The organism is Tritonibacter sp. SIMBA_163, from assembly GCF_046535935.1.
Classification (GTDB): Bacteria; Pseudomonadota; Alphaproteobacteria; order Rhodobacterales; family Rhodobacteraceae; genus Epibacterium; species Epibacterium scottomollicae.
The window spans coordinates 57,141-81,177 of sequence record NZ_JAWJBP010000012.1; the positions used below are offsets into that span (position 1 = coordinate 57,141).

Genomic DNA, 24,037 nt, shown 5'->3' on the forward strand with positions numbered 1-24,037 from the left:
TCACTCAAACCGTTCGCCCATGGGCACTTCCCGAACCACGTAGATGCGCTCAAGGATCTGATCTTCCGTCAGCAATCCGCCCCCGATCAGCTGCGTCTCGCCGCTGGTGGGATCGACAATGGCAATGAAGGGGCGCGGCTTGTCAGCGAGGTCCAGCGCTTCAAGCTGGCCTTCATTGGGCACGGCATCAGGGAAGTATTGAATCGGGCTTCCATCGGTGGACACCGCGAGGATTTCCACGCCGTATGCGTTCCGCATAGCGTCGAGGATCTGCGCCTGTGCCAGGCAAAGGCGGCAATCAACCGGATCGTCATAGACAAAGATCAGACCGGCATCCTGCGCGGCGCGCTGCAAAGCGGCCTGCTCTGCTGCATTGCGCTGATCCTGATAGATATTGGTGCCCATCTGGGTCAGCGGGCGGCTGACATTTGCATCGAGGTGCGGGGTGCCAAAGAGAACGCGCTGCCAGACCGCTGCAAAGCGTGCCGCCTGCTGCGCCATCTGCTTGTTGACCTCCATATAGGCCTGCACGTTTTCCGGGGTCGGATCGAGAATGGCGCGGTGTTTCAGCTCATCCGCGTATTTGCGGAATGCCTCGATCTCTTCCGTCGCTGTCATTTCCTTTGGCTCTTCGGGATCCTGCGGTTGCTTCTTGGCTTCCGGTTCAGGCGGCGGTGGCGCGGGTTCCGGCTCCTTGGCAGGTTCGGGGTCGCAGTAAAAATGCCAGCCGTCCACTTCGGCCCCATTGCAGGTAAGCCGGGCTTGTACCGGGGCTGCGACGGAGGCCAGCAGGAGGGCAAGAGTTGCAGGCTTGAGCATTATCCCTGCCCCCCTGCAGCTGCGAGAATGGCCGCTTTGACGGACTGCGCATAATGGCGCGCGTTGCGGTAGCCCGAGATCTGTCCCGTCACGGTTCCGGCCTCCTGCGAATAGATCATGGTTGTGGGAAGCGCCTTGATTTGCGAGGCGATGGGATGCGTGCGGGCATCCACCATTTCCGCAAAGGGCGGGATGGGGCGGGCGTCATGCGAGGCCACAAGAACCGGAATACCCGCCGGTTGCGTCATGGCGGCCAGAACCGGGGCGGCAGATTTGCAGAACGCGCACCAGGATGCGCCCACGAAGATGACCCCAACATTTCCCTGCGCCACGACCAGCGCAGGCATTGTCACCAAGGAGAAGGAAGACAGGAGGAATATGCGCCGGTTCATTGGCCAACCTCCTCGAATGCGCCAGACGCATCGCCCTCGGCATCAGGAAAGCGATCTTCGAAGAAGTCCTGAATGCCCTCAGACACCGGGAGCTGGATGGTCCCCATGATGTCGCCAAACACCTCGGACAGATCCATCTCTTCAATGTCCACATTGCCGAAATCTTCGATGGTGACAGAGCCACAATCCGAAGCATGAGGCGTGCCCCAGCCTTCCTCGACCTGCTTCTTGAACTCTTCGACGAAGACGCGACCAAACTTCGAGTTGAAGGTGCAGTAGTGGTAGCGCTTCTTGACGCAGTGGCCCAAAACCTTCTGCTGACAGGTTACACCGACATAGTGGGTCGATCCGGCAGCCCGCTTGTCTCGAAGAATGGCCGCCGACTCCGGACAGGTGCTGCCGAAGATACCACCCGTCGAACAGCAGTTCCGGCCGGGGGCCTTACTGCAGGTCATTTTGGTGCCTGTGAAGAAACGAACATCGTTCGGATCGGTCGCAGCCTGCGCGCGGTAGTCGCGCTGCATCTGTGCCAGTACGTTCAGCCAGGCGGCGGAGCTGCCGAAGTCACTGGAGGTTTCCTGCTCGATGCCCATGCAGTTGTCACCGACACAGACGTTGATCGGCTCGCAGCTGGTCTCAAGATCCCCGGACTGGACGCCGCAGGTGTAGTGGAACTCGCGGTTGCTGCAGACGCCGTTGGCATTCTCGACCAGACAGGTTGCGCCTTGCAGGGTGCAGGTCGGATCGCTCTCAAGCGGCCCACAGGTGTTGTCCCCTTCACCCGGAGCCAGACAGGAATACGTCCGCTCACGTTTCCACCAGCTGCGCGAGAAATCCTTGCGATTGATGTCGCGGATCTCTGCGCCCTCAGTGGTTCTGGTGTTAACAAGCTCACACTCACTTCGCCCCTCGTACTCGGAGCATTGGTTGATGATATTCTCTTGTGTCGGCCCAAACTCGGTGCCGGTCAGCACCGCAGGAGCTATATTCTCATTCTCGTTGAGACAGCTAAAGCGTTCACGCCACTGGCGGCAGGCCCCGTTCTTGTAATCGACGCATTCGCGGTTGGTCCGCTCACATTTTGCGCTGGCTTGGAGCGCCGTACATTGGTTGATGGGATCGCTGTCTACGCAGTCTTGCCGCCCAGCATAGCGCGCGCAGTGGCGCCCAATGTTGATGCCGCCCACCAGCTCACCATCAGACCATTCAACACAGTCATAAGTTGGATCCGTGCAGGTGATTGCAGCGACAGCCGGGCTGACCCAGACCTGAAACAGGCTCAGAAGCAGGGAAAGGGTGCAAATCACTCGCATGTTTCGCCCCCCGTATCCGTGAAACTGTCACAGCACGCCCCCTCAAACTCGAAAGTGAGCTGTGCCGCGCCATTTGCCGGGGTCGCGTTGTTGTAGACGACGCGGGCCGTCATCCGGTTTTCGCGGAAGCGCTCGGCCCCTGCTGGGTTGGTTTCCGTGAAGTGCTCTAGTTCCAGAAAGCGCAGGACGTTTCTGGTAACTGAGGTGTTGTGAACGACATTCGCATAGACCGAGTAGTTCGTGACCCACCGCAATGCCCATTCCACGGGGGCATCCCTGCCAATGTCCCAGCCAGATTCAAAGACATTTGATGTGGCGTTGTAGTCGATCCGATGGTTGCAGTAGGGGTCAAACTGGCAATCCACTGACAGTGGGAATTTTACAATCCAGGCTTCCAACCACGCTTGTACGCCGCTTCCCCTATCGTGCCATGCAGTCATGGGCACGAGCAGGCCATCTTCTGAGTTCACGGGAAAATATTGGCTCCACATCCCGGTGGGATTTCCGAACGTGCTGATGATTGATGAGGCGACGGTGGTAATCGGGCGCCCGTCGTCACCAATGATCTGGACCGGGCCACCGGCAGTCACGGTCTTCAACATTACACTGGACGGCTGAAACCTGTCGGAGAAACTAATCGAGAACTCGTGCTTCGCGAGCGTTGCATAAGCTGTAAGGTCTGGGCTTTGCCAGTGGATCGGAGCGGCAGGCTTTTGATCTGGCTCTGGCAGTGAAATCGTTGCCTCATTGCCGTTCCATGTCACATCCCCACCTTCAAACCGTACCTTGCGGGAGATGCAGGCGTTTGCATTGGTGTTGACGTTGCAGGAGTAGCTGGAGACTTTTTCGCAGACCTTCACGAAGTTGGCCGCGCGCTTGTCGCATCTGTAGCGGTCGGTGCGATCCACCCAGATATTGCGGATCAACTCACAGGTATGGTTCTGGCGGCGCGGCAGACTCTCGCAGAACTCATCGCGAATGTTCGAAACCGGCACGTCCGGCGTTGTGCAGCTGCCGCTCTCGCTGGTGAAGTATTGGCTGGCGATGTCGTCGGCGTTTTCATGCGCCCAATTTGCGTCATCGAACAACTCACCCTGCCCGTCGATGTCAACGTCCGGACGGATCTCGGCACTGTCCTCAGTGGCGCGCAGAACCCGCCCCTGATTGTTGTCCGCGTCCCGCATCTGAAGGATCCGATCCTCAAAGCTGGTATGGCTCATGCCAGCCTCGTTTGGATTTGAGGTTTCAAAGGGCGTGACCACCTCGTTGATCTTGCCATCCTGAAACGTGCTGTCCGTATCCACCGCGGCGCCGGCCGCCGCGGCCGCACGATCCATGGCGGATTGCGCAACTGCCATCGGAGCAAGAACGCAAAGCAGGGTGGAGGCGGTGATAAGCTTACTGCGCATCGTGAGCCTCCTGCAGCAGTCGGGCCGCTTCAGCTGCCGCCACATCGCCCTGGTCCGCGATCATGCGCAGGGCAAACTCCACAGGTACGTTGCCGCCCACTCGGTCGTGCGGAGGCACAGGATCGTTTTCGCAACCGGGTGTTTCGCAAACATCCACGGCCTCCCCCATGGCGATCACTTGCGGTACAGAGGTGACGCCAAAGCGGGCAAAGACAGTCGGGTCGATGGAAAAGCCAACCGCGTCATCCATCGAGCCGAAGGTTTCTTCCAGCGCGGCCCGCGTTTCATAGACCGAGTTGTTGACGAAGCCACGGAACACGATGGGAAGCCCATAGGTGCTGGCTTCTTCCATCATCTGCCGCAGGGAGGCTTTGGGCATCGAGAAGGAGGCCAGCAGGAACACAGTGGACCCGTCATAGCGCACCTCCTCTCCTTCAGCGCCCGACACCCCTGCCACATTGGCTCCAAGAAGCGCCTTCACCCGAGGGTGCGAGAGTGCCTTGGTCCGGAGACCTTCGAAGTCCACACCGGAAAATGCACCCTCTGCCGCATCTTGCGGGATCAGGGTCTCGCGCAGGGCTTCGCCCTGACGCTTGGCGTCATCCACGATGGTGGCCAGCGGGGCTGTGATGCGCCCGGTGCTGCCGGGTGCATATTCGATCACCTTGTCCTCATCATCCTGTGCCAGGACCGGAGACGTCAGAGCGGCGCTTGCCGCCAATGCAAAGCTCAGAGTGCGCAGCAATTTCTTTTCCTCCACAGCAGCCAGCCGAAGGATTCCCCTTTGAAGGGGAACTCCCGCAGGGTGTCGACAAATTGAGATGAGAAGCCGATGGGGCCGCAGCCATAGCGTCCCGAGGTTTTGGGGCGCGGGCGGGTGATCTGTATCCGGTACTGGCTTTTCTTGATCACCGGCTGCGACCGCGTTTGACACAAGGCCCGGTCGGAGGCCGTCTGGCGGGCGATCAGAAGGCGATGCATCCGCGCAACCATCTTGGTGGCAACAACCTGACTGGCCATCACCCCACCGACATGCGCGCTGACATCGCCTTGAATAGGATAGATCGAGCCGCCACAGCCGGTGCACCAGAACAGGCTGTCCATCGGCAACCGGCCCGAGGATGACTGGACGCAATCTGCAGAACACGCGGCCTGCGCGATCGGATTGGCAAAGAGAATGGCTTCCGGGTTGATCAGGTTATTCAACTCGGCGTCCTGCCAGAGCGGGTCGATTTCCGAGATATAGGCGACGTCAAACTGCGCATTCTGCATGCAGAGGCCGTCCACGATCACACCGAGCCATGAGATCAGCGGATAGAAGTAATAGTGAGCCTGCCAGCTCGATCCGGTGCTGCCGCCGTTCTGTTGGCTCGCGCTGGATTTCCCGAGCGAAAGCAGCCCGAAATCCATGTCAAAACCCATATTCACAAAGCAGCCGGGTTCATTGGCTACATCGACGAGCCGAGCCGGTTCCCACAAGCCAATGGCCAGTCCAGGGCGCGGAGGGACGCCCGGGCAGATGCAAAGAGGAAAGGACTGATTGTCCGTATCGGGGCGGCTGGCGCCGATGCTCAGGCTCAACCCGCCGATGGAGATCGGAAAGATGCAGTCCCAGCAGATTTCTGTGATCGGGTTCAAGAACCGCTTGTTGCAGATGGCGGCCGCCTGCGTTGCAACGAGGCTGAACGTCAGGACGAAGAGCAAGGAACGGAATGTCATTGTGCAATCTCCCCGCCCTTCCCGAGGGCGATTTCTTCCACTTGCATGAAGGGATCGGCGCGCTGGACGACAGCCGGCACGTTCTGAACGCCGAAGCGTTTCACAAGCACAGCGTCCTGATCGAAATAGAACCGGCGACCATGTTCCCGCATCAGCCCGAGAGGATCCCCGTTCACCAGCACAAGAAGCGTGTCCAGCTCATCGCCATCTGAGAGGGCAAAGGAAACCTGATCTGGATCGTCGCCGTCCAGCAGCACGATCCGCTTGTTGAACCGTGAATAGGCCATTGGGTTCACGACGGTGCCCGCATGCGCGAAGATCTGTCCTTGGTGGTCGGCCAGATCCTCGGTGAGCGTGATCGACATATCGGCTTCCCAAATCGCGTAGTCTTCAGCCTTGCCGAGGCCCTGCACCGGGCGCGGACGATTGACATAGGCGCGGGTGGTGTCCTGCATTTCTTGACGCATCGCATCCAGCTCACCCGCCGCCTCCATGTCCTTGAGGCGCGCTTTGATGGTGTCCAGAAGCGAGGGTTCTGCGACCTCGAATAGAGGTCCATGGGTGCCGAGATCCTTGGCCACCCCCTGCCCTGCAGCAGCAAGCGAGCACAGGAGAACGGTATGGAAGAGACGATGTGCGATCATTTCCAGCGCTCCGCGAGTTCAGTCCAATGGGGAAAAGCAATCTCGATGCCGGTGGCGATCACGTCTTCAACTGGACGGGGCCCGATCACCGCATAGCGACTGTCGAGGCTGTCAGCGCTGTCACCGAATATTGCGATCATGCCGTCCGGAACCACGTCACCCTGCCAGAGCGGAGACACGAGTTTGCCGTCCTTCAGCTGGCCCTCTACACAGGTGGCGTTGACGCAGAAGGTGTTGCCTTTGACCGAAACAGGATCTCCGGCGATGCCGACAATACGCTTGGTCAGGTAAAGCTCGTGCCCGTCAAATTTGTCGCGCAGCACCTCTGGGAGTTTGATTGCAGCGATGGTGCCGGGCCGAATATCCAAGGGCCAAGTGACCATGGCGTAAGCGTTGCCCTGCAGGCTGTCTGACGCATTAAGGGTCAGGCGACCAAACGCCAGCCCGTAGTAACCTGCAGCGCAAAACGCCAGAGAAGGCACGATCCAGAGAAGATTAGAACGCCGCATCGGTCAGCACCTTTTGCATGATGGTTTCGGTGACATCGACGGAGGCCGCGCGGCTTTGCGACAGGATGGCGTCCTTGCGCACGACCAACTGACCTGTCTCGGCCGTCAGGCGGTTGATTTCCATCTGGACCGACTGCTGGAACACCGGCAGGGTTTGCTGGAATTTCGCGTCATCCACCCGCCCATTGGACCAGATGACAAACATCGTCAGGCTGCGCTCGGGATCGAAGACAGCCACGGATGGCTCTGAGCGAAAAAGATCCGGCAACACCATGACGGCAAGGGCAGTCAGCTGAAGGGCAAAAACCGCACAAAGCGCGAAGAGAACTTTCTTGGTCCAGCTCATGACACTTCTCCCCGTTCAACGAGGGTCTTGATGGCTTCGACCGTGGTCATGCCTTGGGCCTTGTAGTGGTTCATCCGCTCCACCGTGCTGCCTTTGGAGGAGAACACCGCCAGCGAGAACGGATCGAGCAGCAGCCGGCCATACGCAAAGCCTTCGGGCATTTGGATCGCAAGTTCAGAGAACCGCCCAGGAACCGACGTGATGGACTTGAGAAGCATCTTCACAGGTGGGTCGATACTGCCCAGAGCGTCGATGCTTTCTGGCTTCTGCGCGAGAAAGATCCGAAAGTCCGAGTTTTCCAGACAGACGTTTGCGGCCGGGTTGGCCTTGTAGTCCTGCATCGACTGCGTGCCGGTGATCAGGGCACCGGTGTATTTCCGGGCCCGGCGCACAACGCCCTCGATAAACTTGGCGGTTGCCTCGCCTTTCAGCAGATCCCAGGCCTCGTCGATCACGATAGCGACCGGGACCGAGCGCGGCGTCTTGTACATAAGCTCAGTGCCCAGGAACATGACGATCTGCAGGATGGTGGCCTCAAGGCCCGCCTGCCCTTTGATGTCGCTCAGTTCCACCACGGTGAAGGGAGCATCGAGCGCGATATTGGCTTCGCCCTCGAAATACGGCCCATATGCACCGCCTCTGGAATATGCATCGAGCTTGCGCACCACATCCGGCAGGCGCGACTCTTCTTTTGCCGCTTCTTTCAGGTGATCCCGAACATCGGTGATTTCTCCCGCACTGCCTTTCTCATCCCAGACTTTTGAAATGGCGGCACGAATGTAATCCTCTTCCACGCCCTCGACGCGGCCTGAACTGTTGCTGCCCAGATCCGCCATGGTCGCAACCACACGGGTCACAAGCTCGATAGCGTCAGTCCGATAATCGTCACTGACCATTGAATCCACGTCCAGCAGCGAGAACGGGTTGAGCCGATTGCGGGTCTGGCCATCAAAGGCGATGAACTTGCCCCCGAGGATTTCCGCAGTGGTCTTGAACGAGTAGCCGTCGTCGATCACCAGGACGCGGCCACCAGCAGTGTAGATGCCAACGGACAGCTCCTGCATGAACACCGATTTACCGGCACCGGACTTGCCGACCACTGCGACATTGTAGTTGCCAGCAGATACAAAGTTGTTCCACTGGAACATCTGTCCCTGACGACCAGCCAGAAGCATGCCTTGGCCGCGACCGTTGCCCATCCACTCACCGTGCAGAGGCAGGAATGACATCGAGGCGGCGGATTTCATCAACCGCATCCGCATCTGGCGCCCGAAATCAGACATCATCTTGTCCGAGCAGCCAAAGGGAAGACTGGCCATGAAGAGCGGCAGCTGAAGATAGGTATCTTTGGAGAGCTTGACCCGCTGGCGACGATAGATTGACTCTACCTCGCTTGAGGCCATCTGCGCATCGGTCGCGCCACCTTTGGCGTAGGAAACCACCGTGTACAGGGTTTCGAACAGGCGTTCCCCGGCGTTGATTTCCCCGGCGAGGTTATCAATTTCCCGCTTCTTGTCGGCAAAGTTGGGAATGAACTTCCCAAAGGAGGTCGTTGACGCATGCTCGGCGGCACCGCGCTTTTTCACGATGTAAGCCCCGGCCTTCTGCACCGACATCGCTTTCAGGGTGAAGGACGTCAGAACAGGACCAACGGGCCGATCCATCAGGCGTGCGGGATCACCATTGAGCGCCATGCCAAGACCAAAGACCCATTCCGGCGGGTAGGCATTGACCGAGGCAACCGTGGCCGACATTTCCGGGGTGCCGGAAAAGGTCAGCGCATCACTGCTGACGCGCAGGGTCGCGCCCGGCATCTGATAGTTGAGCGGCATATGTTCGTCATAGGCTTCTTCGTTCCAATCTCCGTCGCTCCCGGCCGGCCGTGCGGTGTGGAACAGCTCGCGAAGAAAGGCGAGGAAGCGGCGTGGTTCCACATCCTCGGCCCAGCTCACCGTATTGAAGACGTTGCGCAGACCGGACCGCATGGAACTCAGTCGCTTTTCGTCTGCAATGCTCAGATCATCATTTTCCAGCCAGACTGCGATGAAGATATGGCGATCAAAGGGGATCGCCCGAGCGCCATCCTCTTCCATGCCAAAGCGCAGGTTTTTCAGATGGGCTTCTCGCTGGCGCACCATTTCATCCACCAGGGGCGTGCGACCAAGACGGGCCTTCTTCCAATGTCCTGTGATGGGATCAATGGCGGGAGAGGTCCAGTTCAGCACCTGAAACGTGGCATCAGACGGTAGGTTGGCCGCAATGACGCCACCGACGTTTTCCGCCATATCGCTTTGACCAATGGCGGCACCCACCTCAATGAGGAAGCCGTTTCCATGCTGAAAGTGATAGATCTTCTTTTCCGGATCATAGACCCGCCACGGCAGGATGTCGGAAAGCACATCCCCGCCCATCAAATCCGGAACATCTTCGGTCCAGGGCACATCCCCAAAGAGACCGGACATTACATCACGAAAGAACATCATTTCTTGCTCCTTTGACGGCTATGCTGGCCATCTGGTGCGCGGTGCGGAAAGCTGCGCCCGCAGGCTTCCACCGCCTGCCAAGCAAGGTCACGGAAGGTGCGCACCTCTTCTTTTGGCACCCAGATCGTGACCTCGTTAAAGCCTGCATCGCGCCGCGCTTTACGGATTTCGGCCATGCGGGAGGCGATCTTGCTCAACAATTTGTCGGCCATCACTGACGCCAATGGCCTTCTTGAATTACAAAATGGACGAAGCGTGCCTCATGCATGATCCCTCCCTCGTCGAGGATCGGGGCGATCCAGAGCGTGCCGACCACTTCAGGAGAGCGATAGGCGGCTGCGTTATAGGGAAAACCACCATCTGGCGCGCCAGTGACGTTCCCTTTGCCTGCGAACAGCGGGTTTTGGGCCAGGCTTTTGACTGCCGTATCTTCGGGGCGTTCCTGCACTGAGGTCACGCCAGCAGCACCAGTGCCATCGACAGCAGAAATCGTGGTGCACGGCGATCCGGCCTGCGCTTCACAGAGGAAATCTTTGTCTGTGTTGGACGCGACGCATCCGGTGACAAATGTTGCGAACATCAAAATTGCAATGGATCTCATTGGCCCAGCTCCACCCCTTCAAGAAACACGAGCTCGACCTTGGTGCCGCCGTAAAGGGAGACCACCGGCTGATATTGTTCGGCTCGTTTGATGTAATAATCGGCCAGTGTCGTGGCCGCGTTCTCTGCGCCACCGGCCAGTGTTCCGACACCAGCACCCCGCAGGATTTGGTCTACAGAAGCGTTTTCCTGAGAGATCGAGGCATTGCCTGCAGCACTGATGCCTTTGCCAAGTCCGCCAAGCGCACCTGCGATCATCGCATTGGTCACGGCTGGACCTTCGCGGCTTACAACTTTGCCGCGCACGCCTTCCTTGCCAGAGCCCGCCATATAGCCCGCAACTTTGGTTTCCAGAATATCGCCCTGCCCGTTCACACAGGTCATCGAGATGAGGCGGACCTTGACCCGCTCAGACGACAGATCTCCGGTTGCAGATCCTTGCACCGTGCAGCCCTTGAGGTTCACCCGAGCGGGGCGGCTCTTTCCGAGTGCAGCGGTGACGGCCGAGCCGGTGATCCGGAATAGAACCGGGATCGGATTGTCCCGGTTTGAAACATTGGTGGCGGCGTCAGCACCAGACAGCACAACCGCTGGCGCGTAGCTCCCTGCAGGCAGGTAGTTTCCGAGGCGGCGGATTTCGCGTTCGTCAGTTTCTGGCTGCTCAAGTGCGGCGAGCGTGAAGCTTTGGCCAAAGTTGCCGCCAGTGCTGGCCGGTGCTTCGCTTGTGCCACCCTGTGACGACGGCGTGCTGGTGCGGGACAGAGGTCGGCGCTGAACGAAATCGCTACCCGGGCCAGATGCGCGCGGTGGTGTGAGGTCCGCTCCTGGTCGTTCAGCAGCCGCGTTGAATGTTTCTTCAGGCCCGGTGCTGGATGCAGGCGCGCTTGTATTGGCCCGTTCCGCTTCTAGTGCGGCGATCTTTGCAGTCTGTTGGATCAGAAGTTCGTCATATTCCTGTCGAATGGTCTCCGACTGGTTTTGTGCTTCCTTGCGGGCCTGATCGAGCAGCTGGCGCAGCTCTTCGGTTTCTTTCGTCAGCCGTTCCATCTGCAGACGGCCAGACGTGATCCACGACATTTCCGGAGAGGCCGCAGCGGTGCGATCAGAGATGATAGTTTCATCGACCGTAGGAGATGAGCGGCTAGGAAGCCCCCCAGTTGGATCGCTGTTGTTCAGCAGCGCCCCCATCAGGATAAAGCCAACGAGGACGACACCACCGACGAGACCAATTGCGATGATCTGGTTTTTCTTGCGATCTGACTGCGCCATCACTTCGACCTCACAACAACAACCCAAGAGCGCTCGCCAGCCGCGAGGCTCTTTTTCTGAACCCAAACCGAGAGAACACCCGAGCGATAGAACTCCTGTTCCCGTACCTGCCGTGCGTCTTTGCCGGCCGCTGCAACGCGCACCTCGCCGACCAGCTCACCTAACCGATGGGTCGTAATCAGCGCTCCGTTGCGACCACTGCGTGGCAGCGAGCTTTTGATTTTCGTGCGAATGGTGTCGCGGGTGGCAGAGGTCAGCTGGTCAGCCAGTCCGTCGCCTCCCCCGAAAGAGGTTTCTGCAAAACCGCCACTGGCGGTGCCGCCGGATGGTGCGTCTGCTTCCGGCGCGTTGCCGCGAACCGTGATCAGCGCGGTTTGGGTTTCGGAGCGGATCGGCAGGATCTCGTAGGCCACTGTGCGGCCTTTTTCGGTGACGATATATCCGCCCTCTTTGGACGGCATTTCATCCGGTCCGGCATATTTGAGGAAGAGATCACCGGTCTTTTCGTCGTTGCGGACCTGGTAGACCGAGGACTCGTTGTCATTGATAATCGAGGCAATTCGGTCCCCGACCACGCTCACACGGGTGATGCCGGTGGTCGATGCTTTGAAGCGGACCAGACCATCTTCTTTGACAGTAAATCGCTGCTCTACGGCATACGCTGGGCAAGCCACGGCCAGCCCGGCTGCGAGGACCGCAGCCAGCTTCATAGACTTCAGCATGGTAAGGTTCACTCCTGCGCTGAGATTTTCCCGATAGCGGCGAGCCGGACAGAACCAGCTTGCGGCTTGAACCGGATCAAAATCCGGCGATCTTCGCGGGTGACTTGAGTTGTTTCGAGGTAAGTGGCGAGGTCGCCTTCAACCACAACTTCATACTTGGCGAAGTTGTGTTCGATCTTGCGAGGGAAGAAGACAGTCGAGATCTTCCGTTCGGTGATGTCCTTGGAAATACGGTCGTAGGTATCAAGGATGGATGCACGTTCCGCAGGGCCGCTCAGTCGCTCAAGGACACTGCGACCATAGAGGATGGTGCGGGGCGAGCTGTTATACATTGCGTAGACTGCATCCAACGCCAGTGCCTCGACATATCCTTTGTCCACCGAGCCGCGCGCAACCATGCCATCGCTGACCACCGTAGGCACAAGTACCACCTGATTGGATTGCGAGTACATCTTTGCGGCCATCAGGACGTTTGAGCCAACAAGCGCGACAGCAGAAACACCGACGACCATCAGGGCACGGCGGGATTTGCGGAGCGCTTTATCCATGTTCTGGAAGTTCATCACGCCCTCCAGGCGCATACGGCGCTATCTGGGAAAGAGCGATACACGGACATCTCTTTCGGCGTGATCCAATAGATGAGTGCCAGCAAGCCTTGCAGTCCGCGCTCACCTTTAACTCGTTTCCAGATGAAATAGAACACCACGCCGGCGATGATCCCCGGGATCGCATGCTGCGTAAACAACCCCATCAGCATCGGAAATGCCCCTGCGATTGCCTCGTCAGCGGGCACGATGAAGAACATCGGTGGATCTTGCAGCCTCTGTTCGATTTTGATGACTTTGCTCATAAAAATTCCCTACAGACGATCCTCCCGCGCCTAGCGGCGCGGGAGGAAGTGGCGCTTAGTGAGTGGTGGATTCCACTGCCGCAATATCGACAGTGGACTGCGCCAGCAGGTCGGTGCTCGCCGTTACGCCGCCGAGGCTCGCAAGGGTATCAACACCGTAGCCAAGGAAGATCGAGACGCCAAAGGCAACGGCCACATGGGTCCAGCGCCCCGAGACGGCAAGAGTAATGCCGCCAATGACAACGGCCATGATCATCAGAAGATAACCACCCGCGCCGGACAGGATGGTGGAGATATCCGCCGCAATCGCGAAGAAGCCAGCTTCAACGCCAGTGTCCGTGCCTGCAGCCATGGCGCCAGTTGCGCTCATCGCGAGTGCAGCGGTCGCCAATGCAACTTTGGCCCCCCGCTTCAGGTTGTTCGAAAAGTGCATGTCCCTCGTTCCTTCTATTGATGTAGATGCACAAAATTGCCCCGCGGTCCCTCAACCGCAGGGTTTTCACCCCATCACGGGGCGAAACTCGGAATTCTCAAATGATCGGCGTGCTGTCGTCCCGATAAAGGGGCGCACGCGATAGTGGCCTAGTTCGCGATGCGAGCTGGCCTCTGGTGAATAAACTTGATCGTGGCTTAGCGGATGATCACAAAGAAAGTAGCAATCAGACCTCTGTAAGGTTCTTCCCTTGAGTATGAAGCGCAGCCGTTCCGTCTGGAAGCAGCCGCCAAGTCGCAATTGTCTGAGCTTCCGGATCGAGAACAAGCATAGTGCCATCACCGTATTGATGATGATGCCTGTGCACACCGGGCCAGAGGCTAATTTTGCGATCTTCAATGAAGCCTGTAGGGCGCGCATTTGTGGCGACAAGAACAAACTCTTGGTCATCCACGATGTATACGCAGTTGTAGGACGGATCACCGCTCTTAATCCCTAGTTTCACTAGGTCATACCTGACTCGAAAGAGTTGTCCTTTTGCCTTCCAGCTAGTGACACCAGCTACAGTGACCAAGGATTGATATCTTTCTATCGGCATGTGTCGTCCCCATCAGGTGACGACTTCCTAGCAAGTTGACTGACACACGAAAAGTGGACGCTTCCCGTAACTCATATTTGACACGAATATGATTTTTGTGTCAATCACGAAATCGGTTTAGGGGTGTTATCGGCTTTTCTGGCGCGTCTGGATTCGTTCAATAGCGTTACAGAAGGGGTTCATTGCAGCCAGAGCGCGTACCGCGCGTCTCAAACCGTTGCGCTGTCATTGCCTACAGGTTCTGGTCAATGGTTGGGCTCTGCGACTGTCTGTAGGCTGAGCATTCGTCAGTTTTAGAAGGAGAGACAAAAAGAAAGACGCTAAAAAGCAAAACCCCCGCAAGGCGGAGCCTTTACGGGGGTGCATAGAAAAATAGTTGACACCCTTTTTCTACTGCATTCCCCACATCGCAGGCAAGAAAAAAACGCATTTGTGCGAACACAGAATTCTTGTTTGCAGATTAGGATCAAATCCGCCTTGCTTCACACGACATGGAGCAAGACCTTGAGCAGTATTTCCCATGCCTACCGCGAGGAGGCATATTCATTCCCTGTACTACCAGGAAACATGCAGCGCAGTGATGTGCAGAGACTTATGAGGCGTATAGCGCCGGCAATCGGCATTAACGACGGGCAGTTGACCGTCATGCTCGCAATGATTGATGAAACGCGACCCTCGGACTGGGTTGATCCAACCATCGAACCGGTCTGCTTCGCGATGCAGTCCAACATCGCAGCGCTCACCGGAAAAGATGAACGCACAGTACGCCGCGTGGAAGCAGTCCTTGCAGGCGTGTTCAACTTCATCCGCAAAGATGTGGCGATGAATGGGCGGCGTTGCAGGTTTCGGCGGTCCGATGGTTCAGAGTACCGTCAGGGGATCGTGTTCTCCCCACTGATCGAAGCGATGCCTCGTTTGATCAAGCTGGAAGCCGACCTGAACTCAGGACGCATTGATCGCTCAATCTTGAAGCAAAAGATCAGTGCTGCGAAGCGACTGGTTAAAAGCAAGCTAATGGATCTTCAGCCTCGGTTCCCTGAAGACGGCTTTCTTAGAGCGGCTGCAGATACTTTCCTGTCATGGCCAACTCGCTTCTACGCGTCGGTATCTGTGGATGAGTTGCGTGAACATCTGACCGAGGTTTCAGAGGTTGTGGATAAGATGGAGGCTTTTTCTCAATCTAAGCAAAAAATGTCCGCTCGACCGGGCACAGGTGACCTCCAATATATACAAGATACAACTCAAGAGACTTCTGTATTCTGTAACAAACCGGTGGATATGCAGGCTGCCCGCAAGCGGGCAGACATAAATCATGTGACTGTACAGCCTAACGGCTGCACAGTGAGCAGAGAAAAAGGTGATCGTGATCCGCAACCGGTGGACAAGACCGATTTTGGCGACCACCTGACGCCAATGCGCTTGTTCTACCTCTGCACGGAGGAAATGCAGCTCCAGGTCCAGATCTCGCAAGGAGATCGTCCCTATCCTGATGGGCGCGATTTCGAAAACGCTGCAATAGATCGACTGCATCCGTTGGGAATTCATCATTCAGCATTTAACGATGCCGTCGATCAGATGGGTAGTATGGCAGCAAGCCTTTGCATCTTGATTATTGACCGAAACCGCTTCCATCCAGTCACGCCGATCAAAAACCCAGGCGGGGTGCTCAGAGCCATGACCAAGAGGCAGGCAAGTGGGCAACTAAACCTCAATCGTAGCATCTTTGGGCTGATCAAACGGATGGATGATGCTTAGGTGCTTCGAACCACTATCGTATCCCCATTGTTCCACCGATAGACTGTTCCGATAGGCACGCCGTTTTCAACCAATGCGCATATCGGCGAAGCCACCTCCCAAGATAAGGGGTGGGCCTCTGTCTCATTTCCAAATGGACAACAGGCTGGCAGTTGGCCTGTTGAATGGATTGAAGACGGTAGCACTTTGCCTCGTTCATCGCTTGTGAGCTGGACATTGATAGGATTTTGACAGTCAAATTTCGAAGAATCAAATCTATCAGGTGTCATGTTAAAGGTGATTTTCTTGGAAGGTATCATGGGGCGAAACACCCTAAAGTTGCGTTCGCGTGTTTATGGTGTTAGTCCTAATGCCCAGCACGAAGCGAAACGAAGCAGAACGAAGCAAGGCCTTGCAGTATTTTGATTATAAACCGTAAATATTTTGTCCCTCCACCCTGTGCAGATGAGACAATTAAAGAAATTCTTAAATTGGAAGCTATGAAAGGGGCTGGACAACCTGTTGACCATGACGGAATGTCGCCTGGACCTTGGTCTCCGGATCTACTTACGGATGCAATTTCTTAAATGGATAGGAATGGCGTGGGTGTCAATCTTCGAACGGTGCAGCTTTGGTTTCAGGAGAACGACAAGGGTATCAGCATGGACAACATTCGTTGGTTGGCAAGAGTTTTCGGCTGCGGCGACGTCTCGGCTACTTCTTCGGAAGGGCAAGTGGCTGTTCTCGGCGCGGTTATTGAGCCCTTTGTGGGACCAAATGATCAAGGCCAGGCGCGACCTCGCGCTTGGCGGCCCCATATGAGCGCAGTTTGTCCGTAATGATCCTTCTCGGCATGAAACCCCAACGTTTCATGAGCTTGAACAGAAGCCGCTTTGCAGCGCGCTTGTTTCGCCTCGATTGAAGGATTGCTTCAAGAACGACGCCGTTTTGGTCGACCGCGCGCCAAAGCCAGTATGACCGCCCCGCGATATTCACAACGACTTCGTCCAGATGCCAGACATCACCGGGGTGCGGCTGTCGCCGCCGCAGAACGTGGGTAATCAAGGGGCCGAACTTGACAGTCCAGCGTCGGATCGTCTCGTACGAAACATCAACCCCACGTTCGAGCATCATCTCCTCAACCTCGCGCAGGCCCAAGTTGAACCGGGCGTAGAGCCAGACAACGTGAGCGATGGTTTGCGGCGGAAACCGGTGGCGTTTGTAGCTGACGTTCTGTGTTTGCATCAGCACCGCCTACGCCCAGAGAAATGAACCAGCAACCTCAAGCCCGGTAACGTGACAACACCTATTTGGCGCCTTGTCACCAACGTATAGCTAGGGTGGCATCGACGGAATTCTCTTCACCGTGGCTGTTCCACGTTCGGGCAAGACCGATGCCGAAAGTGGTGCTGTCATTGATATAGCCAGTTCCGCCCAGCCCCAAGGTCAGGCTCTGTGCGCCGCGGTTTTTCCCCACTTGAACGAACTTTCCGAAAAACGGATTGGAAAACGAAATTTCGTGCTCGCTGTTTCGATCAGCGAATACGTCATAGTGATAACGGGCCAGTCCAAGCAACGTGAAACTACCGTTTCGGGCGTAGATATCGTGTTCCACTTCTACGCCTACAGAGGCCACAAGGGCTTCTGCCTGTGCCTGCGCAACATCGAAATTCAGGTCTGTAGCGCCGATTTCTCTGAATTCGTCCTGGTGCAGATACGAATAGGAGAGGCCGCCGGACAGGTTTAGCTCTGTTCTCGCCGAAAGGGCGACATTCCTCGACGCGACAACGCCAGCGTAGACACCATAGCTATCGAAATCCGCTCGTGCCACTCCCCCTGTGAAAGCCCCGACACTATTGGCAACACGCGTCGACACATTCTGACCGAACATGTAGCCGCCCACAGCAGAAACCTGCCAATTGGATTCCAAATGCCACGTCCCATAGAGGCCGAGATGGACTACATCGGACGCCAATTCGTGGTCTATGCTGTCATGCTCGTTGAGCTCCGATGTTCCATATCCGAAATACCCGCCAACCCTACGGCCTTGATCTGCCAACACATCGACACCCGCGACAAAACCGGTAAGATCGTACTGGAACCCCCCAAGGTCCGCTTGTCCTTCTACATCGCCGCGCGCATAGGCGACATCGACCCAAGTATTGGGTCCGCTGGTTTCGGCAATGTCGTCTGACGCGGAAAACCTTGACGCGATCAAAGTATCGGGCGCACGGAATGCTTCTTTTACCGCTACGGACGATAGGTCAAGTCCACCAACGGTGCCCGATACGTGACGCTGGACCATATCGAATACCAATTCCATATGCTCTAATCCGACAGTCAAAAACGAACTATAGGCCTCGCCGTGCAGAAAGCTAAACTGAGAGAGTTGCTGCGGTGTCAAACTGTTAAGCGCCGTACCGAGACTTGTTCCGTTGGTCAGGTACGGGCCGCCAGCCGGTGTCCCGTTCCCAGCAACACCTACTGTCGACGTCAGTATGCTCTGGGGATTGCGGCCTGTTGGTCCCAAACTTGGCAATACCGCGACAGGTTGGGTGCTTGCGACGAGCGTGATGTCATCATGCCCGTTTGTGCGCCGATCAACCACTGTGAAACCCACAAGTGCAGGGACGCTGAATGGATCCACTACGATATCGACACTTTGACCGTTCAAAAAAATGCCGCCGGCTGCGGCTGCGTCTTGAGAGCGAACTATCGTGAATTCCCGACCGGACAGCTCTGCAGCGGTTGCTTGGTCAAGTACCCTAACGTATACGTCCTCCATGAGCGACAGATCCACTTCACCGTCTCCGTAGGCTAGAACGTCGTTGCTCGGGGTCCCACCCGAGACGCTGATATCCGCGATATAGCGAGAGCCATCAAAGAGCCCAGTAGATGCAAGGATCGGGTCGCGCGTATAAACGTCTCCGTAAAGGGAGAGATCGCCATTGGCTGTAATTTCTCCAATTTGGTCGGCAGACCTTGAACCCCGGTCAACGCCAGGAGAAATCGCGGCTTGAAACTGATTCCGACTTGGTGTGTTCAGCTGCGTGATCGCCTCGCCAAGATCACCTGTTCCAGACACCTGCCCCTGCACCTCGAGAACCGAATTCTCCGCAAATCCGAGGTTGAGCAAAGGGTTCAACGTGAGATCTGTATTCTGGCTTACAAACATCGCACCACCTTCGGCGAGGTTGATTGTTCCCTCGAGAGATGGGTTGTCGATCTGAGAGAAAAAGGACAGCGTGCTGCCGGCGTTAACATTAACCGTAGCACCATCAAATATTGTGATCGACCGCTCTGGAAAAACCAGCGTGCTCTCGTCAAGTTCTACAGTCAGGTTGGATCGACCGATAAAGCTCGTGATGTCGAGGCGGCTCACCCCATCCAGCGTAAATACTGTTGGGTCAGAATTTGCGGTGTCAAAAAGATCGACCGACATGTTCTCACCACCGCCGGTTCCTCCGATGATTGTACCTATGTCCTCGATCTGCAACCTGTTGACTCTCAGGCGCGATGTCGACGAAAGGTTGACCGATCCGCTGTCCAGTTGAAGCGAGCCCACAACAATCTCGCTACCTGATGACCCGACGGCGAGCGTCGATCCATCCTCGACTACGACATTGGGCAAAATCAAATAACTATCCGCCCCCGTGGCTGTCAATCTGCCACCATTTCGGATAGTGGTCGTGCCATTGCCAACCTGCACATGGCTGCGGTCAAACGTTAGTGACCCGCCATCGATATCTATTGTAGTCGGCCCTCGGAACCAAAGCGCATCGTTCGGATCCGTCGACTGCCGCGAGCCGGAAAGCTCAAATGTAGCACTGGCACCGGATCGCACGGAAATCGACGTTGCGCCTGCAAACGAGGTATTAAAATTGGTAACTGTACTGTCCCCACTGTCAAAGGACAGAGCCATCGGTGCCGTTGATAGGATCAACGGGTCGGTGCCCAGCCGCAGCGATGCGTTGTCAAAGGAAAGACGGTTGTCTCCCCCTCTGAAGAACAGCTGAACTCTTTCCGACCGAAAGTCGACATTGGACAGGTTCAGGTTTTCTAGTGAAAAACGATACTCGGCCTCGTCGATTGCGAACCCCGTGCTGAGATCAAGGGTCTGAAGGTTGAGAACCGGTCGCGCGTTTGCCCCGGCTGGTCCGGCGATACGCGTCGTTCTCCAGGCCGAGTGGAACGTCTCCGAGAACGAGTCTATATCACCTTCCATGGTGGCACGGCTATCGCCGGTGATCCGTATGTCCACCGAGTCAAAACGGGGATCAAAGCTTCCCACGCTGCTCCAAAATGACCCCGCCAAAAGCGGGTCTGCGACACTAGGTGTCACAATCATGGCACTCCACGCCGCGCCTGAAAGGAACGCAAGAGTCGCTTTCTTCACAGCTGACCGCGAATGACATGTACCATGCATTTCTCCAATTCTTGTGAGGCGAAATTGAAAAAAGGAAAGAGCGACTAAGATATCAACGCTCAAACCACTAAAAGTCCGGTTTTTGCACAGCTTAAAGACGAGTATCACTTCGAAATGTTAAGAAACGGTAATTCGCTCGTGCGTCAGGGCTTTGATGGGTGGTGTCACGTTACCGGGCTTGAGGTCGCTGGTTCATTTCTCTGGGCGTAGGCGGTGCTGATGCAAACACAGAACGTCAGCTACAAACGCCACCGGTTTTCGCCGCAGATCATCGCTCACGTTGTCTGGCTCTACGCCCGGTTCAACTTGGGCCTGCGCGAGGTTGAGGAGATGATGCTCGAACGTGGGGTTGATGTTTCGTACGAGACGATCCGACGCTGGGCTGTCAAGTTCGGCCCCTTGATTACCCACGTTCTGCGGCGGCGACAGCCGCACCCCGGCGATGTCTGGCATCTGGACGAAGTCGTTGTGAATATCGCGGGGCGGTCATACTGGCTTTGGCGCGCGGTCGACCAAAACGGCGTCGTTCTTGAAGCAATCCTTCAATCGAGGCGAAACAAGCGCGCTGCAAAGCGGCTTCTGTTCAAGCTCATGAAACGTTGGGGTTTCATGCCGAGAAGGATCATTACGGACAAACTGCGCTCATATGGGGCCGCCAAGCGCGAGGTCGCGCCTGGCCTTGATCATTGGTCCCACAAAGGGCTCAATAACCGCGCCGAGAACAGCCACTTGCCCTTCCGAAAACGAGAGCGGGTGATGCAAGGCTTCCGATCGCCGGGTGGATTGCAGCGCTTCGTATCTATGCAGTCTGCAACCCGCAATCGTTTCTCCGTTCCAGCCCGTCGCCGCTCCGCCCTCACCATCCGTTACCACCGACTGGAGGCACTCGAAGCATAGAAAAACGCGGCAAACGTCGCTTGATGTATGATCGGTGCCCTAAATTGCATCCTGGGCTAGTTAAAGTGACAACACCCTCGAAGGCGAATGGCCATACCTGTGGCTCGATGCCAATTACATCAAGGTGCGTCGCAGCGGTCGGATCGTCAGCGTTGCTGCCATAGTGGCCGTGGCGGTCAACCTGGATGGCCGCCGCGAGGTTCTCGGCATCGCCGTCCAGCCCAGCGAGGCAGAGGTTTTCTGGGATGAGTTTCTTCGCTCGCTCGCAGATCGCGGGCTTTGCGGAACCCGTCTGATCATAGCCGACGATCACAAGGGCCTGAAGGCTGCCGCGGCCAAGGTGCTCGGAGCGACCGTCCAGCGCTGCCGCGTTCATTTCATGCGCAACGCGCTCGCCTGCGTCGGCAAGAAGGACCGCCCGACAGTCACCGCGGCGCGCAGAACCGCCTTCGATCAGGACACGCCCGCGGCATCGAAAGACCACTGGGCAAAGCTGATCGACGCGTTCGAACCGCGCCATTCCAGGCTCGCGGAACTGATGCGCCGCGCCGAGGATGACGTGTTGGTGTACAAGAGCTTTCCGCGCGACCACTGGGCGATAATCCACAGCACGAACCCACTGGAGCGCCTGAACAAGGAGATCAAGCGCCGGACCAACGTGGTCGAGATCTTCCCCAACGAAGCTGCGTTCACGCGCCTCGTCGGCGCCCTGATGCTGGAGCAGAATGATGAATGGGCGATCACGCGGCGCTACATGACACTGGAAACCGTCGCCGCCATTTACGACACTGCCCCCATGTACCCGGCGGAAATCGCCGCCCTGTGACTGCGGCCCAGCCAAGGCCGAAGAGCAAAGTTCAACCAGTTTCTGGGACACTATCCGTCGAAAGCTTTGGGTAAAGACGCCATCCATTCCATCCGCATCTTGACTATTCCAGCACCGGGCAGCGAAATTGCGTTTTCGATTTGAAGTCATGGGCCTATGTTGAGTGACCGCCTCGGCAACATGAGGTGCAATACGGCGATATGCATGCCGCAAGCGCGAAGTGATGCTGCGTCTGCGGGATGAGAAAAAAACGAATGACCGCAACGTTCGCATCTCACCTGTTCAAACAACGCGTAGCGAATGGTCACGGCACCGTGTGTTCTTCTTGTGTTCCTCATAACCCCCATCTGTGCACGTTCGGGGCGGTTGGGCCAACTAAAAGATCAAGAATTCCAAACCACAGAAGTTTCTCCGTTGTTCCAACGATAGGCGGTTCCTAAGCGTTCTTTATCATCACAAACCCTTGCATAAGGTACTGCAATATCACGAGAAGTGCCCGCTTCGAACAGAGATGATGAGGCCAAATCAGACCCAAGGAGATCGAGAATTTTAAAGCGCGGATGATTTTCAAAATTGCACATTTGTGCAAACCCCTTCTCTTTCCAAATCAAAGGTCGCCGGGATGTGAGGCGAACTCGTTAGGAATCGATCTGCCTTAGGTAGAGTGCTCAAATCTAGGGACAAGTTGTCCCTTACCGAGGGGAAACTGTACTTTTTTGTCCCATCAAGGGCGGGCTAACGGTTTCGTTCTCAAGAGGTAAGACGATTTCAACGCAAGTTCCTTGACCACCGACACGTGCAGAGATGCGGATCGTTCCGCGCATCGCTTCTACCATTGATTTGATACTGGTAAGCCCAAGGCCGGCGTGTCCCTCGCCTGAGGTTGAAAAGAACGGATCAAGAACCATTGGAATGTTCTGAGAGGGTATCCCAATGCCATTATCGGCTATCGTTATCCGCAAATCAGCTTTACCAGTCACCTCTGCATCGATCCAAACATTTGGTGGTACATGGCGAGAAGCATGGTGCTTAGAATTACTAAGAAGCTCTGAAATGATCGTAGAAACAGCTAGTTGAGGTACAAGTATACCCGATACGTCATGTGAAACACCAAGGTGATAAGTCACTGGATGGTCAGGATCGCTCGGATGATCAACGCTTGCATTGATCGTTTCCCCTAGCGGCGCAAGTGAATCGTTAATGGGATGGCCTCGCGCTATGAGCGAGAGGTTGATGTTGAGGCTACGCATTCGTTCAATTCCTATTTCGAACTGATCGAAGGCAGCAAGATCCCTCGGGTTTCTCTGACTAACTCTTAGGCTATCTAAGATAATTTGTAGACCACCGATGATCGACGAGATCGCGTGACTATATCCCGCAGCCAAGGCACCCAAAGCCTCCAACTTTGTTTGCTTTGCCCGCTCCTCTTGAATGATTCCGTGCCTATAAATAGCGATAGCACTGATAGCCAGAATGAACAGAAAGCTGAGGAAAAAGAGGGAACGAACCATCAAGTCACGCTTGATCGGAGCCTGAAGGCTCGATGGACCAAAATAAACATACTGAAATGTACCGAGGCTGGCAGTGAGAGCGATGACTTCCTTCTTGATGCTATCAGCTTCATCTCGAATTTCCGCTGTGATGGAGCCGACTTCATTGATTTTGTTATGTAGTGCTTCGGTTCTCTCTAACACAGCTCCAAGCTGGTCCAGGGCTACTTGAGCAATCTCGATCACATCCCCTTCCAAGGCCAGTGCATCATTCAGGTTCTGCTTGAAAAATTGATACTGGAGCGAGAAGTCAACCTCAGATGCATCGGTGTCAGTCAAATAGCTTATATGAACCTGATGATTGTATTCGAGCCACCAGCGGCGAGCTGATGTCACCCGCCACATAACCTCACCATAGGACCGGCCGAGCTCAGCGATCTGGTCTTGTTGATCGTCGATTTGATTGAGCTGACGATACCAGTCGTGACCGATCAACCACAGCAGAGCTAGCGCAGAAGCTACGACACCATATAGAGCAAGCCGTAGATAACTCTGCAT

Annotated in this window: 23 protein-coding genes and 2 pseudogenes; 3 read left to right on the top strand and 22 right to left on the bottom strand. The window is 56.3% G+C overall.

The window, feature by feature from the left end:
• From R0J92_RS15900 to R0J92_RS15985, 18 genes are all read right to left on the bottom strand, one after another.
• Positions 1-819, bottom strand: coding sequence for a conjugal transfer protein TraF (locus tag R0J92_RS15900; RefSeq protein ID WP_106165014.1), 819 nt, complete (start codon positions 817-819; stop codon positions 1-3).
• On the bottom strand, positions 819-1,211 hold the full coding sequence (locus R0J92_RS15905; protein WP_411052354.1) for a TlpA family protein disulfide reductase: 393 nt from the start codon (positions 1,209-1,211) through the stop codon (positions 819-821). Before R0J92_RS15905 ends, R0J92_RS15900 begins: the two co-directional genes overlap by 1 nt.
• Complete coding sequence (gene traN, locus R0J92_RS15910; protein WP_411052355.1) at positions 1,208-2,524, bottom strand: conjugal transfer protein TraN; 1,317 nt, start codon at positions 2,522-2,524, stop codon at positions 1,208-1,210. The genes R0J92_RS15905 and traN overlap by 4 nt, the downstream gene beginning before the upstream one ends.
• Positions 2,515-3,933, bottom strand: a complete 1,419-nt coding sequence (locus tag R0J92_RS15915; RefSeq protein ID WP_411052356.1) for a hypothetical protein — start codon at positions 3,931-3,933, stop codon at positions 2,515-2,517. The genes traN and R0J92_RS15915 overlap by 10 nt, the downstream gene beginning before the upstream one ends.
• Positions 3,923-4,678 (bottom strand): type-F conjugative transfer system pilin assembly protein TrbC, encoded by a 756-nt coding sequence (gene trbC / locus R0J92_RS15920; protein WP_411052357.1) that lies wholly within the window; start codon positions 4,676-4,678, stop codon positions 3,923-3,925. The genes R0J92_RS15915 and trbC overlap by 11 nt, the downstream gene beginning before the upstream one ends.
• Positions 4,663-5,652 (bottom strand): conjugal transfer pilus assembly protein TraU, encoded by a 990-nt coding sequence (gene traU, locus R0J92_RS15925; protein WP_411052358.1) that lies wholly within the window; start codon positions 5,650-5,652, stop codon positions 4,663-4,665. Before traU ends, trbC begins: the two co-directional genes overlap by 16 nt.
• Positions 5,649-6,296 carry a type-F conjugative transfer system protein TraW gene (gene traW / locus R0J92_RS15930; protein WP_411052359.1) on the bottom strand — a complete coding sequence of 216 codons (648 nt, stop codon included), beginning with the start codon at positions 6,294-6,296 and terminating at the stop codon, positions 5,649-5,651. Before traW ends, traU begins: the two co-directional genes overlap by 4 nt.
• Positions 6,293-6,805, bottom strand: a complete 513-nt coding sequence (locus R0J92_RS15935) for a S26 family signal peptidase (RefSeq protein WP_411052360.1) — start codon at positions 6,803-6,805, stop codon at positions 6,293-6,295. Before R0J92_RS15935 ends, traW begins: the two co-directional genes overlap by 4 nt.
• Complete coding sequence (locus tag R0J92_RS15940) at positions 6,792-7,151, bottom strand: hypothetical protein (RefSeq protein ID WP_411052361.1); 360 nt, start codon at positions 7,149-7,151, stop codon at positions 6,792-6,794. Before R0J92_RS15940 ends, R0J92_RS15935 begins: the two co-directional genes overlap by 14 nt.
• Positions 7,148-9,634, bottom strand: coding sequence for a TraC family protein (locus R0J92_RS15945; RefSeq protein WP_411052362.1), 2,487 nt, complete (start codon positions 9,632-9,634; stop codon positions 7,148-7,150). The genes R0J92_RS15940 and R0J92_RS15945 overlap by 4 nt, the downstream gene beginning before the upstream one ends.
• Positions 9,631-9,849, bottom strand: a complete 219-nt coding sequence (locus tag R0J92_RS15950; protein WP_411052363.1) for a hypothetical protein — start codon at positions 9,847-9,849, stop codon at positions 9,631-9,633. Before R0J92_RS15950 ends, R0J92_RS15945 begins: the two co-directional genes overlap by 4 nt.
• The gene (locus R0J92_RS15955; protein ID WP_106165004.1) at positions 9,846-10,235 is read right to left on the bottom strand and encodes a TraV family lipoprotein; all 390 of its coding nucleotides are present in this window, start codon (positions 10,233-10,235) and stop codon (positions 9,846-9,848) included. The genes R0J92_RS15950 and R0J92_RS15955 overlap by 4 nt, the downstream gene beginning before the upstream one ends.
• On the bottom strand, positions 10,232-11,503 hold the full coding sequence (locus R0J92_RS15960; RefSeq protein WP_411052364.1) for a TrbI/VirB10 family protein: 1,272 nt from the start codon (positions 11,501-11,503) through the stop codon (positions 10,232-10,234). Before R0J92_RS15960 ends, R0J92_RS15955 begins: the two co-directional genes overlap by 4 nt.
• A complete protein-coding gene (locus R0J92_RS15965) occupies positions 11,503-12,213 on the bottom strand; it encodes a type-F conjugative transfer system secretin TraK (protein WP_411052365.1) in 711 nt (236 codons plus the stop codon). The genes R0J92_RS15960 and R0J92_RS15965 overlap by 1 nt, the downstream gene beginning before the upstream one ends.
• Before the next feature lie 20 nt (positions 12,214-12,233).
• Positions 12,234-12,806 (bottom strand): TraE/TraK family type IV conjugative transfer system protein, encoded by a 573-nt coding sequence (locus R0J92_RS15970; RefSeq protein WP_106165001.1) that lies wholly within the window; start codon positions 12,804-12,806, stop codon positions 12,234-12,236.
• The gene (gene traL, locus R0J92_RS15975; RefSeq protein ID WP_106165000.1) at positions 12,788-13,075 is read right to left on the bottom strand and encodes a type IV conjugative transfer system protein TraL; all 288 of its coding nucleotides are present in this window, start codon (positions 13,073-13,075) and stop codon (positions 12,788-12,790) included. Before traL ends, R0J92_RS15970 begins: the two co-directional genes overlap by 19 nt.
• 55 nt (positions 13,076-13,130) lie before the next feature.
• Positions 13,131-13,508, bottom strand: coding sequence for a hypothetical protein (locus tag R0J92_RS15980; RefSeq protein ID WP_114963843.1), 378 nt, complete (start codon positions 13,506-13,508; stop codon positions 13,131-13,133).
• A 66-nt stretch (positions 13,509-13,574) separates the two neighbouring features.
• The gene (locus R0J92_RS15985) at positions 13,575-13,958 is read right to left on the bottom strand and encodes a hypothetical protein (protein WP_411052366.1); all 384 of its coding nucleotides are present in this window, start codon (positions 13,956-13,958) and stop codon (positions 13,575-13,577) included.
• Between the two features lie 652 nt (positions 13,959-14,610).
• Between R0J92_RS15985 and repC the strand changes: the two genes are divergently transcribed.
• Positions 14,611-15,861: a replication initiation protein RepC gene (repC, locus tag R0J92_RS15990; protein ID WP_411052367.1), complete on the top strand. Its 1,251-nt coding sequence runs from the start codon at positions 14,611-14,613 to the stop codon at positions 15,859-15,861.
• A 689-nt stretch (positions 15,862-16,550) separates the two neighbouring features.
• Here the strand turns inward: repC and R0J92_RS15995 are convergent.
• Positions 16,551-17,085: pseudogene (locus R0J92_RS15995) on the bottom strand (IS6 family transposase); the annotation flags it as partial.
• Between the two features lie 76 nt (positions 17,086-17,161).
• Positions 17,162-20,329 carry an autotransporter outer membrane beta-barrel domain-containing protein gene (locus R0J92_RS16000; protein WP_411052368.1) on the bottom strand — a complete coding sequence of 1,056 codons (3,168 nt, stop codon included), beginning with the start codon at positions 20,327-20,329 and terminating at the stop codon, positions 17,162-17,164.
• Positions 20,330-20,485: 156 nt separating this feature from the next.
• On the opposite strand from R0J92_RS16000, the gene R0J92_RS16005 reads away from it, so the two are divergent.
• Together R0J92_RS16005 and R0J92_RS16010 are read left to right on the top strand one after the other, a co-directional pair.
• Positions 20,486-21,163, top strand: a complete 678-nt coding sequence (locus tag R0J92_RS16005; protein WP_411052369.1) for an IS6 family transposase — start codon at positions 20,486-20,488, stop codon at positions 21,161-21,163.
• A gap of 76 nt (positions 21,164-21,239) precedes the next feature.
• Positions 21,240-21,989 (top strand): annotated as a pseudogene (locus R0J92_RS16010) (IS256 family transposase); the annotation flags it as partial.
• 383 nt (positions 21,990-22,372) lie between these two features.
• Here the strand turns inward: R0J92_RS16010 and R0J92_RS16015 are convergent.
• Positions 22,373-22,570, bottom strand: a complete 198-nt coding sequence (locus tag R0J92_RS16015) for a hypothetical protein (RefSeq protein ID WP_411052370.1) — start codon at positions 22,568-22,570, stop codon at positions 22,373-22,375.
• A 111-nt stretch (positions 22,571-22,681) separates the two neighbouring features.
• Positions 22,682-24,037 carry a sensor histidine kinase gene (locus tag R0J92_RS16020; RefSeq protein WP_411052371.1) on the bottom strand — a complete coding sequence of 452 codons (1,356 nt, stop codon included), beginning with the start codon at positions 24,035-24,037 and terminating at the stop codon, positions 22,682-22,684.